This window comes from Pseudomonas sp. FW305-3-2-15-C-LB1, assembly GCF_058787615.1.
The window spans coordinates 92,591-108,038 of the sequence record NZ_JBYSZX010000013.1; the positions used below are offsets into that span (position 1 = coordinate 92,591).

The 15,448-nt window shown below is 63.9% G+C and carries 16 protein-coding genes; 1 reads left to right on the forward strand and 15 read right to left on the reverse strand.

Translation table 11 applies throughout. From position 1 onward, the window contains the following. The first annotated feature begins 144 nt into the window (after window positions 1–144). The gene (locus tag AC3WP7_RS22590) at window positions 145–522 is read left to right on the forward strand and encodes a c-type cytochrome (RefSeq protein WP_092244456.1); all 378 of its coding nucleotides are present in this window, start codon (window positions 145–147) and stop codon (window positions 520–522) included. 3 nt (window positions 523–525) lie between these two features. On the opposite strand, the gene AC3WP7_RS22595 is transcribed toward AC3WP7_RS22590, so the two are convergent. The 15 genes from AC3WP7_RS22595 to AC3WP7_RS22665 all read right to left on the reverse strand — a co-directional run bounded on the left by AC3WP7_RS22595 (window position 526) and on the right by AC3WP7_RS22665 (window position 15,439). Further along, window positions 526–960, reverse strand: coding sequence for a RidA family protein (locus AC3WP7_RS22595; protein WP_093528148.1), 435 nt, complete (start codon window positions 958–960; stop codon window positions 526–528). Between the two features lie 11 nt (window positions 961–971). After that, window positions 972–2,555, reverse strand: a complete 1,584-nt coding sequence (locus tag AC3WP7_RS22600; protein WP_102592875.1) for a flavin monoamine oxidase family protein — start codon at window positions 2,553–2,555, stop codon at window positions 972–974. A 12-nt stretch (window positions 2,556–2,567) separates the two neighbouring features. Continuing rightward, window positions 2,568–3,491: an ABC transporter substrate-binding protein gene (locus tag AC3WP7_RS22605; RefSeq protein WP_071492149.1), complete on the reverse strand. Its 924-nt coding sequence runs from the start codon at window positions 3,489–3,491 to the stop codon at window positions 2,568–2,570. Window positions 3,492–3,509: 18 nt separating this feature from the next. After that, complete coding sequence (locus AC3WP7_RS22610) at window positions 3,510–4,283, reverse strand: amino acid ABC transporter ATP-binding protein (protein WP_092244447.1); 774 nt, start codon at window positions 4,281–4,283, stop codon at window positions 3,510–3,512. Next, entirely contained in the window at window positions 4,276–5,241 is a 966-nt protein-coding gene (locus AC3WP7_RS22615) for an amino acid ABC transporter permease (RefSeq protein ID WP_102592874.1), read from the reverse strand. The genes AC3WP7_RS22610 and AC3WP7_RS22615 overlap by 8 nt, the downstream gene beginning before the upstream one ends. A gap of 16 nt (window positions 5,242–5,257) precedes the next feature. Beyond that, window positions 5,258–7,651, reverse strand: a complete 2,394-nt coding sequence (locus AC3WP7_RS22620; protein WP_102630120.1) for a TonB-dependent receptor plug domain-containing protein — start codon at window positions 7,649–7,651, stop codon at window positions 5,258–5,260. Window positions 7,652–8,822: 1,171 nt separating this feature from the next. Beyond that, on the reverse strand, window positions 8,823–10,940 hold the full coding sequence (gspD, locus tag AC3WP7_RS22625; RefSeq protein ID WP_102593289.1) for a type II secretion system secretin GspD: 2,118 nt from the start codon (window positions 10,938–10,940) through the stop codon (window positions 8,823–8,825). A 5-nt stretch (window positions 10,941–10,945) separates the two neighbouring features. Then, on the reverse strand, window positions 10,946–11,464 hold the full coding sequence (locus AC3WP7_RS22630) for a type II secretion system protein, XpsN-like (RefSeq protein WP_071492154.1): 519 nt from the start codon (window positions 11,462–11,464) through the stop codon (window positions 10,946–10,948). Further along, a complete protein-coding gene (gspM, locus tag AC3WP7_RS22635) occupies window positions 11,461–12,063 on the reverse strand; it encodes a type II secretion system protein GspM (protein ID WP_102592727.1) in 603 nt (200 codons plus the stop codon). The genes AC3WP7_RS22630 and gspM overlap by 4 nt, the downstream gene beginning before the upstream one ends. Continuing rightward, window positions 12,038–13,027 (reverse strand): type II secretion system protein GspL, encoded by a 990-nt coding sequence (locus AC3WP7_RS22640; RefSeq protein WP_093124524.1) that lies wholly within the window; start codon window positions 13,025–13,027, stop codon window positions 12,038–12,040. The genes gspM and AC3WP7_RS22640 overlap by 26 nt, the downstream gene beginning before the upstream one ends. Further along, complete coding sequence (locus tag AC3WP7_RS22645; RefSeq protein ID WP_093513046.1) at window positions 13,024–13,725, reverse strand: general secretion pathway protein GspK; 702 nt, start codon at window positions 13,723–13,725, stop codon at window positions 13,024–13,026. The genes AC3WP7_RS22640 and AC3WP7_RS22645 overlap by 4 nt, the downstream gene beginning before the upstream one ends. Then, window positions 13,722–14,291 carry a prepilin-type N-terminal cleavage/methylation domain-containing protein gene (locus AC3WP7_RS22650; RefSeq protein ID WP_102592728.1) on the reverse strand — a complete coding sequence of 190 codons (570 nt, stop codon included), beginning with the start codon at window positions 14,289–14,291 and terminating at the stop codon, window positions 13,722–13,724. The genes AC3WP7_RS22645 and AC3WP7_RS22650 overlap by 4 nt, the downstream gene beginning before the upstream one ends. Continuing rightward, window positions 14,288–14,620 carry a type II secretion system protein gene (locus tag AC3WP7_RS22655; RefSeq protein ID WP_102592729.1) on the reverse strand — a complete coding sequence of 111 codons (333 nt, stop codon included), beginning with the start codon at window positions 14,618–14,620 and terminating at the stop codon, window positions 14,288–14,290. The genes AC3WP7_RS22650 and AC3WP7_RS22655 overlap by 4 nt, the downstream gene beginning before the upstream one ends. Next, entirely contained in the window at window positions 14,617–15,042 is a 426-nt protein-coding gene (locus tag AC3WP7_RS22660) for a GspH/FimT family pseudopilin (RefSeq protein ID WP_102592730.1), read from the reverse strand. Before AC3WP7_RS22660 ends, AC3WP7_RS22655 begins: the two co-directional genes overlap by 4 nt. 7 nt (window positions 15,043–15,049) lie before the next feature. Next, window positions 15,050–15,439 carry a type II secretion system protein GspG gene (locus AC3WP7_RS22665; protein WP_010209194.1) on the reverse strand — a complete coding sequence of 130 codons (390 nt, stop codon included), beginning with the start codon at window positions 15,437–15,439 and terminating at the stop codon, window positions 15,050–15,052. Window positions 15,440–15,448 lie beyond the last annotated feature (9 nt).

Below are 15,448 nucleotides of genomic sequence, written 5' to 3' on the forward strand. Positions count from 1 at the left end.
CAACAGCGCTGTCGCGGGCCGTTGAAGCGGCTTTGGACACGGTCATGAGAAAACAAGGAGAATGGCGACCTTTCAAACTCAACGCGCTGGCATCAGGTTATTCCCTCGATCCCAATCTGATTCAAGCCACAAGGTCATATGGATATGAAACGGGCACTTATCGCTTGGCTCGGCCTGTTATCGCTCACCCAACCCTCACTGTCCTTCGCGGATAACCTCAACGGGAAAACTCTCTTTTCCCAGCGGTGTGCGATGTGTCACGGCGCCGATATCAAAGGCACTGGCCCCCTGGCCAACAAGAGCAATCCCCCCACACCTGACCTGACCACCGCCGCGTTCAAAAAACGCCTGAATGACTACCCAGGCGTTATCGTCTCTTCAATCATACTTCGCCCCAATGGCGACCTGATCCCAAGGACGTTGCGAGAGAACGGCGTGAAGCTAGCGCCGTTCGCATGGAGGGTTAGCGACTTCCGCGATTTGAATCAATACATGAGCGGTGTGATTGCCAAGACTCGTTGAGCCTCACACCGCTCTTGCAGCAACCGCCTCGACCTCAATCAACGCACCAGGCAATGGCAACGCCACCACTTGCAGCGCCGTACGTGCCGGCTTGTTCGGTTGCTCAGGTGTACCGAAGAACTGCGTGTACCCCGCCTGCAAGCCGGCGAAATCCAGCTTGCCACCCGTCTCATCGGCCCCCACCAGGAACACCCGCAACTGCACGATATCGCCCAGGTCCAGGTCCTGCTGGCGCAGGATCTTGCGCAGTTTATTGAACACCGACACCGTCTGCACTTCGGTATTGCCATAGGCCGCCGGTGTGCCCGCCGGGGCGCTGGCATCGTGCAGGTCGGGCAAGGTGCCGCTGATGAAGATCAGGCTGGCGGATGCCGGCACCGTGACGGTCTGGGAAATCGGGAAGTCGCCGACGCTGGTACGTTGAATGCTGTCGCTCATGATGAATCTCCTTATGAAGCGGCCAATGCCGCGCTATGACGGTGTTGAGTCACCCGTTCAGCCAGTTGCCCCACCACATGGCGCGCCGAGTTGGCCGCCGATTCCTGCCAGATACCCACGCCGCTTTGCACCAGCCCGTCGCCGGCGAAATACACCCGACCATGCCCGGCTTCGAGCAAGGCGCTGGCGTCGGCCGGGAAATGCTCGCGCTGCAGCCACGGGCCTTCGCTGTAGGGAATCTGCTCCCAGGACACCGCCAGCGGATTGCGCAGGTGCTTGGAATACCCGGGATGCAGCAGTTCCACGGCCTCCCTGGAGGTAGCGTACTGGTTGTCGAACGGTTGCGCGCCAAACACATCGGCGCCCTCCCCGGTCACATAGCCCGCCACCAGCAGGCCTTCGCGAGTGTTGAGGTCATTGCTCGGGTACCACAGCAGGCGCGCCGGGTGTTCGATCCACGACAGGCCGCCGTAGGTGCGGTAGTCGGTCTCCCAGAAGCGCGGCGACTGCCACGCCACTTTGGTCGCCTGGTCGCTGCGGGTGCTGAGCAGGGCGGCCTTGATCGGGTCGTTGAAGTCGGTGTCGAGCCTGGCCAGCAACGGCAGCGGCAACGTCGAGATCAGGTAGTCGGCGCGCACGACCTGCTCGCGGCCGCTGCGCTGGTCGTGATAGGTCACCGCCACGCCGTCTTCCAACTGGCGGATACGGCGCACCTGGGCGCCCAGTTGTACATGACCGCTGACGCGCTGGTAGAAGGCGTCGGTGATGCGGTCCATGCCGCCCACCGGTTGGAACATGGTGGCAGAGAACTCCGGGAATTCGGTGTGCAGCAACGCGCCCCACAGTTCCGGATGCAGCAGTTGGTCCAGCGCCAACGGGCGGCGGCTGGCGGGCAAGGCGCCGGGGTGCGCTGGCGATTCCAGGTGCCCCGAACGGATCGTGCCCTCGAAAGCCAGCTCCTGGGACAGGTCGCCATACACCCGCAGGAACGCCAGCAAGCGCGTACGCTCTTCACCGCTCAACAGATCATCGAGAGCATCGCGCTGCACGGCCTTGGCGAGCAAGCCGGACAGGTGCCCGCGCGCATCGTTGATGGCCTGGCCGACCGTGAATGCAGGCTTGCCCACATCAGGCCGTACCTGGGCGCCATGACTGCTGTTGACCAGCACTTCCAGCGGCACGCCCAGCTCATTGCAATAGTCGAGAATCGTGCGGTGCTGGCTGGGAATCCGTGCCGGCCCGGCGTTGAAGTAATGCCCCGGGTCGAACGCAGCGGTTTGCGTGCGGCCGTCCTTGTAGTCCACGCGGTCACCGTTGCGGATCGTCCAGGTGCGGCCGCCCACCCGCTCACGGGCCTCCAGCACTTGCACCTCGAAGCCGGCGCGGGTCAGTTCCAGGGCTGTGACCAGCCCCGCGATCCCCGCGCCCAGCACCAGCACACGCGTGCCCTGCCCCAGGCCTTCCTTGAGTTTCAACGGTTGCGGACGGCGGTGTGACGACGGCCCCAGGCCCAATGCCGCCAGCGCGTCCTTGACCGCCAGCTCGCCCCCTACCGCAGCGATGCTCGACAGCGCTTCACGTCGTGTCAGTCCCATGCTCGATGCTCCTTAATCCGGCAGGCCCGGTGGATTGATCAGCGACGTGTCGACCCGCTCGATGTCCAGGCCCCAGCGTTGCAGCACCTGCTCATATTGGCCGCCGGCAATCGCACCTTCCAGGGCGGTGTGGATCGGCTTGACCAGGCCGTTGTCCTTGCGCGTGGTCACCGCGATATCGGCCTTCAACGGCCAGCCACCATTCACCGTGCCGACGAGCTTGATACCGCCGGTGATTGCCGCCGAATAGGCATACACCGAGTTAGGCCCGAACAGCGCATCGCTGCGCCCGGACTGCACGGCCAACTGGGCGGCAGCCTGGTCGTCGAAGTATTGCAACAGCGCCGGCTTGCGCCCCTCCTTCTCGTTGGCCTCGTTCCAGGCCAGCAGGACTTTTTCCTGGTTGGTGCCGGAACCGACGATGATCTTCAACCCGGCGATGTCCGCCGCCTGCTTGATCTCGCTGATCTTGCTGGTGCTCTTCACGTAGAAGCCGAGCACATCCTGGCGGTAGGTGGCGAAGTCAAAGCGCTTCTTGCGCGCCTCGGTCACGGTGACGTTGCTGATCACCGCGTCGTACTTGCCCGAACTGACGCCCAGGGGCCAGTCCTCCCAACTGGTCTGCACCACATTGAGTTGCAAGCCCAAGCTATCGGCAACAAGCTGCGCGGTGTCAGCCTCGCTGCCGATGGTGGTCTTGTCGTCGCTGGCCAGCAGCGCCAGGGGCGGCCCGGCCACGCCGGAGACGGCCACGGTGAACTTGCCCGGCTGGGCGAACTTGAAGCCCGGCGGGATCTGTGCGATGGCCGCCTCGTTACGCGGCACATGGATGCGCGGGCGGTCGGGGCTGAGGTCGACCTGTTGCACGGCGAATGCGTGTTGCGCGGTGCTGACGGCAAGCGCCAGCAGGGCCACGCGGGCAGTAGAGATAAACATGGGCAGTCACTCCTTGAACTACAGCACCTTGCCGAGAAAGGCCACAGTGCGGGGATGTCGCGGTTGGCGGAAAATCTGTTCGGGCGGGCCTTCTTCAATCAACTGGCCGTCGCAGAGGAACACCACGTGGTCGGCCACCTCACGGGCAAAGCCGATCTCGTGGGTGACGATCACCAGGGTCACGCCCAGTTGGGTCAGGCCCTTGATCACGTCGAGCACTTCGCCCACCAGTTCCGGGTCGAGGGCCGAGGTGGGTTCATCGAACAGCAGCACTTTGGGGTCCAGCGCCAGGGCACGGGCGATGGCCACGCGCTGTTGCTGGCCGCCAGAGAGCTGGCGCGGATAGGCATCGACCTTGTCCGCCAGGCCGACCTTGGCCAGCAACCCGGCCGCCTTGGCCTGGGCCTCGGCCTTGCTCCAGCGCTTGTGGGCCAGGGGCGCTTCGGCGACGTTTTCCCAGGCGGTGAGGTGGGGGAACAGGTTGAAGTTCTGGAACACGAAACCGACGTCGATACGGCGCTTGAGAATCTCCCGTTCTTTGAGTTCGTAGAGCAGATCACCCTTGCGACGGTAACCGACGTATTCACCGTCAATGGTGATATGCCCGCTGTCGATCTTTTCCAGGTGGTTGATGGTGCGCAGCAAGGTCGACTTGCCCGAGCCGGACGGCCCGAGGATCACCGTGACCTTGCCCGGGTCGATGGTCAGGTCGATGTCTTTCAACACCTGCTGGTTGCCAAAGCGCTTGCCCACGCCCTGGATCTGGATACGCCCGGCGCGTGCTTCAGCCATGGGTCTTCTCCTTGATCCAGCCGCGAATGCGTTGCAGCGGCGTGGGTGGCAGCACCCGTGCGGTGCCCCGCGCAAAGTGGCGTTCGACGTAGTACTGCGCGCTGGTCAGCACGGTGGTGATGATCAGGTACCAGACCGTCGCTACGATCAGCAGCGGGATCACCGCCTGGGTGCGGTTGTAGATGACCTGCACGGTGTAGAACAGCTCCGGCAGGGCCAGCACATAGACGATGGACGTGCCCTTGACCAGGCCGATGATCTCGTTGAAACCCGACGGCAGGATCGAGCGCAGCGCCTGGGGCAGGATGATCCGGAAGATGCGCCGCGAGGCCGGCAACCCCAGGGCCGCAGCGGCTTCATGCTGGCCGGCGTCGACGCCGATCAGGCCGCCACGGATGATCTCCGCCGCATACGCCGCCTGCATCAGGCTCAAGCCCAGCACGGCCACGGTGAACTGGCTGAGCACATCCACCGTCGACCACTCGGCGAACACCACGCTGGTGAACGGCACACCGAGCACGATGTGGTCATACAGGTAGGCAAAGTTGTAGAGGATGATCAGCACCAGCAACGCCGGCATCGAGCGGAAAAACCAGATATAGCCCCAGGCCAATGCCCCCAGCAGCGGCGAGCCCGACAGCCGCGCCAATGCCAGCGCGGTACCAAGGATGATGCTGAACAGCGTGCTCAGCAGGGTCAGCAACAGCGTCTGCCCCAGACCACGCAGCACCGACGGCGAAAAAAACCACTGGCCGAATACGCCCCACTCCCAGCGCGGGTTGGTGGCCAGCGAGTGCACGATGGCCAGCAGCACGAGCGCCGCAAAGATCGACCCGGCCCAGCGCCAGGGATGCCGGGCGGGCACCACCTGCAGGGCCTTGATCGGCGTGGAGACACGGGCCTGGCGCACCGGACTGGGCGCGTCGATCAGGTCATAGGGTTTGGCGACGATAGGCATGGTGTATTCCTCGGCCTCAGAAGGCATAGGTCAAGCGGGTGTAGTAGTACCCGCCGGTAAAACCGTAGGGCGAATAGACGCCATAGCTGCTGACCATGGTGCTGCTCGGCACCCCTTGTTTCTTGGGGTAGATGTCGAACAGGTTCTTGGCGCCGACGGCGATGTTCAGGTCTTTGGTGAGGTTGTAGCCAAGGTCGAGATCGGTGATCCACTTGGCGCTGTAGATGCGGTCCAGGTCGCGATTGGCCGATGAGTTCACTTCCTTGTAGGAGCCGTAGCGCGTCAGGGCCAGGTTGAGGTTGAAGCGATCGATGCTCCAGTCGCCGCCCAGGATCAGCTTGGTGTTGGGCTGCACGCCGGTGATCAGGTTGCGCGCCTCGCGGTTCATCAGCTCGTAGGAGGTGCCGAGGATGTGGGTGGATTCCTTGTAGTTGAGGATTCTGGTCTGGTTCCAGTTGAATGCTGCGGTCCATTTCACCGAACCGTACCGGCCGAGGTCCTGGCTGTAGTTGCTGACCAGGTCCAGGCCTTTGGTACGGGTGTCGGCGCCATTGATGAAGTACTGCCCGCCGGAGGTGGAGTGGATGCCATTGTTCTGCAATACCTGGGTGATCTCGGGGCCGAGCAAGGTGCCCGTGAGGGTGATGCGGTCGCGCAGGTTGATCACGTAGGCGTCGGCGGTGAAGCTCAGGCGGTCGGTGGGCGTGAGGGTGAAACCCAGGCTGAAGTTGGTCGAACGCTCCGGCTTCAATTGCTGGGCACCGAGGGCTTGGGCTGCGGCGGAACCCACGGGCAACACGCCGTAGTTGATCGACTGGTACACGCCGTCCACCACCCCATAGGTGGTGGAGCGTGCGCTGAACAGGCTGTTGGCCAGGGACGGCGCTCGGAAACCGTTGCTGACAGTGGCGCGCACGGCGAACTGCGGGGTGAAGTCATAGCGGGTGGTCAGCTTGCCGCTGCGCGTGGCGCCGACGCCCTGGTTGTAGTGCTCGTAACGAAACGCCGTGCCGACGTACCAGTCCGGCACCGGGTTGAAGCCCACGTCGACGTAACTGGCCAGGCTGTTGCGCGAGGCGCTGCTTTCTTCGTCCGGCGAAATGCCGTTGGTGACCTGCGCGCCCGACGACGCGCAATTGCCCGGCGCCACGCAGTAGCCGCCGTTGGCATAGGATTCATAGTCACCGGCCTGCACCTCATAAGTGTCGCGCCGATGCTCGAAGCCAACGCTCAGGTCCAGAGGCTTTTGCAGGCCGATGTCGAAGCCGCGCTTGAAGTCGAGGTTGGTGGTCAGCTCGGTGGCGATCCAGGTACCGGAGGTAAAGTGATTCGGCGTGGCCTCCCCCAGGGACGGGTTCTGGTTATGGGTGGTGCCCTGCTCCGCCTCGTTGCGCCCGTAGGTGGTGGACAGGTCCCAGTCCCACTCGCCCACCGTGCCTTTGCCGCCGAATGCCGCCTGGAAATCATCCTCGTCGATAAACCACGTCGGCGTGTAGCCGCCGGGATAACCGTTGGGCCCGGTGGTGATGGTGTTGGTGATGGTCGGCAGGCGGAAGTTCTGCCCCTGCTCGGCCTTGCGCCGTGAATAGGTGGTGAAGGAATACAGGCTGAGGTTGTCGTCGATCGGCAACTCGGCGTTGTAGCCCAGGGTCAGCAGGTTGGTCTTGGGCGTGCCATAACCGCCGTACGTCGACCGCCCGGCCTGCTCGTAGGCCTGGGCATAGGTGTAGCCGTTGGCGCTGGCCTTGTTGTCATCGTTCTGACTGCGCGCGTCGAGGGCGAGCTGCACGATGCCGCCGTCGCCGATCTCGAAACCCTTGTTGAGGCTTTGCTGCACCGTCTGTTTCTTGCCGTCATAGCCCTGGCCGATATTGGTCACCGCGGTGCCGCTGGTGTCGGCCTTGAGGATCACGTTGATCACCCCGGCGATGGCATCGGAACCGTACTGGGCGGCGGCGCCGTCGCGCAGGACTTCCACATGGTCGATGGCGCTGATGGGGATCAGGTCGAGGTCGGCCGGGGCCGCACCGATATTGATCCCGTTGATGTTCAAGGTGGCGGCGGTGTGACGGCGCTTGCCGTTGACCAGTACCAGCACCTCGGCGGCACTCAGGCCACGCAGGTTGGGGGCTCGGGCAATACCGCTGGCGTCCCAGCCGGTTTTTTCCGGCAGGGTCAGCGAGGGGATCACTGCGCTCAGGGCCTCCATGAGGCCGGGCTTGCCGGTGTTCTGCAATTGCTTGGCGCTGACCACATCGATCGGCACCGGGCTGCTGGTGACGGTACGCTGCTCGGCGCCGCGGTTGCCGGTGACGACCACGGTGGACAGGGTGCTGTCATCCTGGGCGTGTGCGGTGTTGGCCAGGATGGCCAGGGTGAATGCGGCAGTGGGTTGTAGCACTCGCTTCATAGGGGTTCCTGCGTTTCCAAATCGCGAAGTCGGGCCGTCACGCGGGTGGGCGCGGTGCTCGGTTTTTTTCTGGGGTGTCAGGGCGATTTGGGGCTAGGTGTGGGGCGAGGTTTGAATTGGCAACATACGTTGAACTCCCTTCCAACGGTTCTGCTGCGGGGTGGCAGCGCAGAATCCGAGTCTAGATTGGTACCATCCGAGGTCAGGGGTAGGCTGTTGAGTTCAAACATAACGGAATGGGTTTTGAAAATATAATGCTATTTGGGTATAAGCTAATATTCTTGTATTTAATTATTTATTAGCGAGGTTATTCATATAGGTAATGTTTTTTTGCGATTTGGGGATTGGGGCATATCCGTTATTTGGGTCACGGCGGCTTATGGTTCCGCCCTTACGGCGGGTCACTTTTGAAAAGAGCCCAAAAGTAACCAAAAGGCTCTTGCCCCAACACTCGGCACCTCGCCTAGGCTCGGTGTGCCCGTAATTCGACAGTGATTTGGGGGGCCGCCGCCACGCGCCATCCATGGCGCGGGGCGGCTAAACCGGCATCCCTGCCGGTTTACCCCCCAAATCCCTGCCGAATTCCGGCCAGCGTGTTTGACGGGGCGCCTAAGATCAAAATCAAAAGCCAGATCAAAAGCAGATCAAAAGCAGACGGATATCTGACTGCTGTATGGAGATCAAACTGTGGGAGGGAGCTTGCTCCCGATAGCAGTGAAGCAGGCACAGATGCATCAACTGACAGACCGCTATCGAGAGCAAGCTCCCTCCCACATTTAACCGAGATCGACAGTAAAATACCGGCCACTCTGGGCTGAGGAATCAACCAGCTCTGCTTTTGATCTACACCACTCAGGTCGGCTACCAGGCCGCCGTGCTCTTGCTCTTGCTCTTGCTCTTGATCTGGGGCGCCCCGTCAAACACGCTGGCCGAACGCAGGCTTGAATCCGTGGGTAACCCGGCAGGACGCCGGGTTAGCTGCACTGGGCCATGGATGGCCCATTGCGGCGGCCCACGGATTCAAGCCGGAGTGAGGGCACACCGAGCCTAAGCGAGGTGCCGAGTGTTGGGGCAAGAGCGTTTTGCTTACTTTTGCGCTCTTCAAAAGTGAGCCGCCGTAAGGGCGGAACCATAAGCCGCCGTTACCTAAATAACGGATATGTACACCGCACTACCTACCTCCCCCAGGCCGCAACAACTGCATCTGCTGCCGATAATCATCCGTCACCTGCCGCGCCTGCCCACTACTGGTAATCACCCTGGGCGTAATCAACACAATCAACTCCGTCCGATCCTTGGACTTACTGGTACTCCCAAACAACCAGCGCAACCCTGGGACCTTTCCCAGATACGGTACCGCACTGACACTCTCCCCGTTGTCCTGCTTGATCAACCCTCCCAGCAACACCGTCTGCCCACTCTGCACCGCCACCTGCGTCGACACCGAACGCGTCGAGATACGCGGATTCACCGGCGTATCGCTAGTACCACTCTGACTCTCGGCATCACTGACCTGCTGCTGGATATCCATGTATACCAATCCCCCCGGATTGATCCGCGGCACCACATCCAGGATCACCCCGGTCTGCACATACTCGACGCTGCTCAAGGTGGTGTCCGCATCCCCGGTATTGACGGTGGTCTGGCTGATGGGAATGTTGTCCCCCACCTGAATCTGCGCCGGCTGGTTGTTCATCACCACCAGCGACGGCGCCGAGAGCACCTGGGTGCGTCCATTGGTTTCCAGCGCATGCAACGCCACCTGCAGATTCGAACTGACAAATGAGTAGAACAACGAGTCCGTCGCCCCCAGCCCTGCCCCGCCACCGCCCAGCGCACCCTGGCTGCCGGAGGCATTGGCCACCGTGGTGCTGCCGGAATTGCCCGCCAGCCGCCCTAGATACCACTGCACACCCAGGTCCAGTTCACCGGTGAGCTTGACCTCAAGAATCCGTGTCTCGATCTGCACTTGCAGGGGCGGATTGTCGAGACGCTTGATCGCCGCTTCGATCTCTTTCCACTGCGCGGGACGGGTGCGCACCAACAGTTGGTTGCTGCTCTTTTGTGCGGTGATACGGGTACCCGCCTCCAGCGCGTTGGTGGGCGCGATCACCTTCTCCTCCGGCTCCGGTTCTTCGGCAGCGGGCGGGTTGTTCTGCAAGCCACCCGTATTGAGTGACGACAGGGTCGTCGTGCGCAGGCCAGGCGCAACCTTGGCCGGCGTGTCGTCCTTGATCGCGCCGGTGCCGTAGATCTGCCGCAGGTACTTGGCCAGGTCGGCGGCCTTCATGTTGCGCACGTCGTAGACGTACATCTGTGGCTCGTTGCCGCCGCCTTCGTCGATGGTGCGGATCCAGTCGCCGACTTCGCTGAGGTACTGGGGCTGGGAAGAAATCGCTACCACCGAGTTGGTCCGTTCAATCGGCAGAAAGCGCAGCATGCCCGCCAGGGGCATGCCGCTGTCCGGGCCGAACAGGCTTTGCAGCTGAGGCATCAACTCGGCCACCGACGCGCGTTGCAGGCCGAACACGCCCACCGACATGCCCTTGAGCCAGTCCACGTCGAAGGTGTCGATGGTGTCCTGGTAGTTGGCCAGCTCATCCGGCGTACCGGCCAGGCTCAGCACATTGCGCGCCGGGTCGACCAGCAGAAACGCATTCTCGCGGGCGAAGGGCTTGAGCAGTTTCTGCATCTCGGTGGCGGAGATGTAGCGCAGCGGAAACAGCCGCGCCGACAAGCCGCTGGAAGGTTGCGCCACGCTCATCTGCGGCACCAGCTTGCCCGCCACCGCCTGGCTGGCCGGCAGGATCACGTAGCGGTCACCCTGCTTGATCATCGCGTTGTCGGTCCAGGACAGCAGGGTTTCGAGAATCGACAAGGCCTGCTGCTTGTCCACCGGCCTGGAGGTGGAAAAGCTGACGTTGCCCTTCACGCCCTGGGCGATGCTGTAGTTTTCGTGCAGCAGGTCGCCCATCACGCTGTTGATCACCGCTTCGATGGGTTGGTCGGCGAAGTTGAACACGATGTCGCCGCCCTCTGCCTTCACACCCGGCGCGGTCGCCGGCGGACGCACGAACTGCTGGTTGCCCCGCATCAACTGGCGCTGCGCGGGGGACTTGACCAAGGGCCGGGCAACTTCCACTGGGGGCGCCTCGCCGGGCGGGCGTTGCGAGCCAGTGCCCTGCATGGCCTCGTGCAGAAGCTCATCATCCGGTTCGAGACGGTCGGGGAAGCTGCCACAGCCGCCCAGGGCAAGGGCGGTGGCCAGGCATAACGTGGAGGTGCGCATGTCGATCAAGGGAGGGGCTCGCGGGGCAAAGTAAGGGGGGGTCGCTTGGACGGTGGCGGCAAGCGCTTGGCGTAGAAGCTCAAGGTCTGGGTGCGACCGTCCAGGCTGAAACGGGCGGATTGCGGAGTGAGGTGTTCCAGGCGCCAGCCGTTGGGCAGGGTCTGGCCCAGGCGCACGGTCAGCAGCGGGCCGTCGACCTGCTTGAGCATGGCCATCTGCAGGTTGCCGGTGATCATGATGCCGCTGAGGGTGAGATGGGCCAGGCTACTGACCTGTGCCTTGCCCACCACACGATCCGGGCTGCGATCCGGGCTGAACAGCGGCGCTTGCCACGTCGCGGCCAGGTTGTCCAACGGCACACTGGGCAGCCCTTGTACTCGAGGAGTGGGATGGGCGCGCACAGGCGCTTCGGGCAGCCATTGCGGTTCATCACCGAGGCTGCTGAGGATCACCGCCATCAACACGCCCAGCAACCCCGACAGGCCGAGCAAGCCCCACTCCACGGGGCGCAACCGGCTCATCATGGCGTCACCCGCGACGGTTGCAGGTAGCCGCGCACCAGCAGGTGCACCACCAGCTTGCCCGCACCACCACTGGCCGGCGCCTGCTGACTGCGGCGGATGCGCAACTCATCCACAAACAGGAACGGCGGCTGGTACTCCAGCTCATGCAGCAGCGCTTCCAGGGGTTCGATGGCGCAATCGAGTGTCAGGCTGACCTTGACCTGGCGATACGGCTCGCCATCGTCCTGCTCCGCGGTGATGGGCTTGCGCTGGGTCAGGCTGCACCCGCCGCCGAGGTTGGCGTGGCTATTGATCAGGTCAGCGAGGCGCTGCATCAGATCGGCGGCGACCACGTCCGGGTCGTCCCCCGGCAGCAGGCTGGTGCTGCTGGCGGGGTCCTGGCGGGCTTGCTCAAGCTGTTGGCGCAACGCATCGCGTTGGCGCAACACACCGGCATAACGTTGCTGTTGCTCGCGCAGTTGTTCGGCCTGTTCGCCCATGTCACGCAAGGGGCCGGCAAACCAGCTGTCGACCAACAGCCAGTAGGCCGCGCCGACCACCACGGCCAGTAGCAGCAAGGCCGCGCCGCGACGTTCACGGGGTGTGAGGGGTCGGCGCATCGGCGGCCTCCTGGCGTAGGTGGGCGCGCAAGGCAAACTGGTCCTTGCCGGTGCGCGCATCGGGCTGGATCACCCCTTCGAACTGGGCGTTTTCCAGGCTGCGGCAGCCCTTGATGCGGGTGATCAGCGCACTGGCCTTGGCACTCTGGCCGGAGATGGAAATTTCACCATCCTTCACGTCCAGTTGATCCAGCCAGGTGTCGGCGGGCAGGCAGGTGGTCAGGTCGTTGAGCAGCGCCGCCAGTGGCGGTTGCGCCAGTTTGCGCCGGGTGAGGTACTGCGCGGCGCCGCGGGTATTGAGCAGTTGCTGGCGCAGCGCGTGCACCTCGGCGACCTCGGCTTTTTGCCGTTGGACGCTGGCGTGCATCACGTCGATAACGCGCTGGCGGTCGTTGAGCCAGAGCAGCATCGCCGCGATCAGCAACGCCCCGCACAGCCACGGCAGGCTGCGTTGCAGGCCCATGCCGGTGGGCCGCTGCGGGCGAAGTGGCGCGGGCAGCAGATCAACGCCGAGGTCGGCCGCATCCACGCGGTGGGGATGCAGGCCGAGGGTGGCACAGTCGGCAAGGATCCGGTCCAGGCGCTCGCGCAGGATCGCCACCACTGTCACCTCAAGGTGGGTGGGCGTGCGCCGCTCCTGACGCGCCACAAAGTAGAGCTGGTCCGCCTCGAATGGCGTGTAGCGGTCCAGCTCATAACCGACCACGGCGCTGAGGTTGCGCGCGGCCGCCAGGGGCAGTTGTACGGTTTGCACCAGCACAGCGTCGGCGCCGAGCATCAGCACCTGGCGCGTGCTGGCTGCTGCAACCGGCGCGCTCAATGGCCAGTGATGGATCTGCTCGGGCGGCTCCTGCCACGCCAGCCATGCAGGTACACAGGCGCGCAACTCCGCGATCCATGCCTGCCAACCCTGTTGCAGCAGGCTGCCGCGCCAGTGTCGGGCGATGGGTTCCAGTCGATTCATTCTTGCCAACGCAACACCCGGTAGGGTTGTGCGCTGTCCTCCGATGGGCTCAATAAAACGGTGACTTGCAGCCGCGCCTGATAACCGCCGGGCCGCTCGGCGCGGCTGTCGACCACCAGTACTTCGCCGGGGTCCACGCCTTCGGCGTCCTGGCGCGGCAGGTTCAGCGCCTTGCGCATCAGCGGGCTGGCGAAGGCGGGATCGGGGCGGTCCAGATCGCTCCACAAGGTGATTTCGGGCAGCAAGCGGCTGTAGAGGGTTTGCGTCATGCCGGGCAACTGGCGTACTTCTTCCAGCACCCGCAACGGCGCCAGGCCCTGGTTGCGTCGTGCTTCGAGGGCCGTGGCCAGTTGCCTGGCCTGGGTCGGCGTAGCGCCACAGGCCAGGGCCAGGCGCGTGAAGTCCTGGGCATCAGCGTTGATCAGGTAGAGCTTGCCGCGCTCGCTGCGCAGGCTCACGTGCAAGATGGCGTCGTCAAAGCTCAGGGGGATATCGCGGCCATCGGCAACCCAGTGCCGCTCGGCCATGACCAGCGCGATGCCGGCTTCGGCGGCCAATACGGTCTGGGTGTGCTGGCGCAGCCACAGGGCCTGGCGACTTTCCAGCTGTACCCAGCCAGCCAGGCCGCCGAGCAACACGCTGAGCAGCGCCAGTACCCACAGCACCAGCAGCAACGCTGCACCGCGTTGGCGCCTCATTCTTCAACGCTTCCGCTGGACAGGTTCAGGCGCAGGGCAATCACCTGGGTGACCCAGGGCACCGGCCCCTCCACGCTGGCAGCGATACGCACGGCCGAAGGCAAGCGCCTGGGCCAGGGCCATTCACTCACCCAGCCGGTGGGTTGGCCCAGCGGCGACTCACCGCGATAGCTGAACTGCAACACCTCGATGTTGTTCAGCAGCACTTGGGGTTCACGCTGAGAAAACCCCACCTGCAACGCCTGTTCGACCCGTTGCAGGCTGAACCGATGGATCCCGCCACCGAGCACGCCGGGCAAGGTCGAGACGAACTCCAGGCGCTGCGCCGTGCCGACAAAGAAACCATCGCCCTCGCCCACCGCCAGCGGCAACGCTTCGCTGATCGCCGTGCGCAAGAACTGTTGGGCGGCACGCACTTCATCCAGGTTCACTGCGTATGCCTGGGCCTTGGACACGGCACGATTGGCCCCCAGCAATGCACCGCCGACCAGCACCAGCAACACGCCGAGCAAGCTGAGCACCACAAGGATTTCCAGCAAGGTGAAGCCCCGTTCACGGCGCTTCACAGGCGCGCCTTCAAGGTGCTGAAGCGGGCCTGGCGCGAGCCTTCGCTGAGGACCAGGTCGAGGCGCACAATCCGTGACTGCTGCCGGGTGCTGGTCAACTGCCAGTGGATGCCGTCGAGTTCGCCCTGACTGACGCCGTTGCTCAAGCGCCCCGCCGCTTCCTGGTCGAAAATCGTCAGCGCTGCGTGGGTCAACCGGTCGCTGTGGGCCACTTGGGACAACGAGCGCGCACTCTGGCCAAACGCAACCAGCAGCACCGTGCTGCACACCGCCATCAGCGTGAGGGCGGCGAGCATTTCCAGCAGGGTGAAACCGGCCTGGCGCTTCATGGCAGCGCCTTGGATTGCACGCTGCCGGTGAGCCAGCCGATATCGATGCGCCAACGCCGGGCGCCACTGGCCACCAGAAGATTGCCGCCGGTGGAGCTGCCGTCGGGGTAGAACTCGACGCCAGGGCCGACCTGTTCGGCGGTGTGCAGCGTGACATGCAACCGCGACGGCCACCGTTGCGACGCACGCCCCGGCGCCTGGAACGTACGGTCGCTCAGATCGAATACGGTACGCGCAGGCTGCCCGCTGACAATCGCCCCCGCCCGCGTGGTACGCAGCGCCTCCACCATCTGCCCCACCGCACGGCGTTCCTGCGCCACCTGCAAGCCCTGGCGCACGCCCAGCCCCAGCACGCTGGCAGCCAGGCTGATCAGCAGGATCACCACCAGCATTTCCAGCAGGGTGAAGCCGCGCTGCAACATGGCGGCCCTACTCCCAATTGCCCAGGTCGGCGCTGTAGCCTTCGCCGCCCGGCTGGCCGTCCTGGCCATAGAAGATCAGATCGAACGCGCCGTGTTCGCCGGGAAAGCGATAACCGAAGGCGTGCCCGAACGGGTCCTTGAGGTCCGACGGCTTGGCATAGCCACCGGGCCTGTCCACCAGCTGTTGCAGGCTGGTGGGCGGTGCACCGACGTCGAGGGCGTAGCTGTCGATCTTCATGCTCAGGCTGGCCAACTGGGCCTTGCCCGCACCGTACTTGCCCTTGTCCACATTGCCGCCGACCTGGCGCACGACGATGGTGGCGACGATGCCCAGCAGCACGATCACCGCGAGCATTTCCAACAGGGTGAAACCGCCTTGGCGGCGTGGTTTTCTCATGGGGTCAGC

Coding starts and splice junctions, on each gene's coding strand:
- AC3WP7_RS22600 (WP_102592875.1), bottom strand. CDS start 2,555: ATGGGACTGACACGACGTGAAGCGCTGTCGAGCATCGCTGCGGTAGGG.
- AC3WP7_RS22645 (WP_093513046.1), bottom strand. CDS start 13,725: ATGAGGCGCCAACGCGGTGCAGCGTTGCTGCTGGTGCTGTGGGTACTG.
- gspM (WP_102592727.1), bottom strand. CDS start 12,063: ATGCGCCGACCCCTCACACCCCGTGAACGTCGCGGCGCGGCCTTGCTG.
- AC3WP7_RS22595 (WP_093528148.1), bottom strand. CDS start 960: ATGAGCGACAGCATTCAACGTACCAGCGTCGGCGACTTCCCGATTTCC.
- AC3WP7_RS22615 (WP_102592874.1), bottom strand. CDS start 5,241: ATGCCTATCGTCGCCAAACCCTATGACCTGATCGACGCGCCCAGTCCG.
- AC3WP7_RS22655 (WP_102592729.1), bottom strand. CDS start 14,620: ATGAAGCGCCAGGCCGGTTTCACCCTGCTGGAAATGCTCGCCGCCCTC.
- AC3WP7_RS22640 (WP_093124524.1), bottom strand. CDS start 13,027: ATGAATCGACTGGAACCCATCGCCCGACACTGGCGCGGCAGCCTGCTG.
- AC3WP7_RS22630 (WP_071492154.1), bottom strand. CDS start 11,464: ATGATGAGCCGGTTGCGCCCCGTGGAGTGGGGCTTGCTCGGCCTGTCG.
- AC3WP7_RS22665 (WP_010209194.1), bottom strand. CDS start 15,439: ATGAGAAAACCACGCCGCCAAGGCGGTTTCACCCTGTTGGAAATGCTC.
- AC3WP7_RS22660 (WP_102592730.1), bottom strand. CDS start 15,042: ATGTTGCAGCGCGGCTTCACCCTGCTGGAAATGCTGGTGGTGATCCTG.
- AC3WP7_RS22590 (WP_092244456.1), top strand. CDS start 145: ATGAAACGGGCACTTATCGCTTGGCTCGGCCTGTTATCGCTCACCCAA.
- AC3WP7_RS22605 (WP_071492149.1), bottom strand. CDS start 3,491: ATGTTTATCTCTACTGCCCGCGTGGCCCTGCTGGCGCTTGCCGTCAGC.
- AC3WP7_RS22610 (WP_092244447.1), bottom strand. CDS start 4,283: ATGGCTGAAGCACGCGCCGGGCGTATCCAGATCCAGGGCGTGGGCAAG.
- AC3WP7_RS22620 (WP_102630120.1), bottom strand. CDS start 7,651: ATGAAGCGAGTGCTACAACCCACTGCCGCATTCACCCTGGCCATCCTG.
- gspD (WP_102593289.1), bottom strand. CDS start 10,940: ATGCGCACCTCCACGTTATGCCTGGCCACCGCCCTTGCCCTGGGCGGC.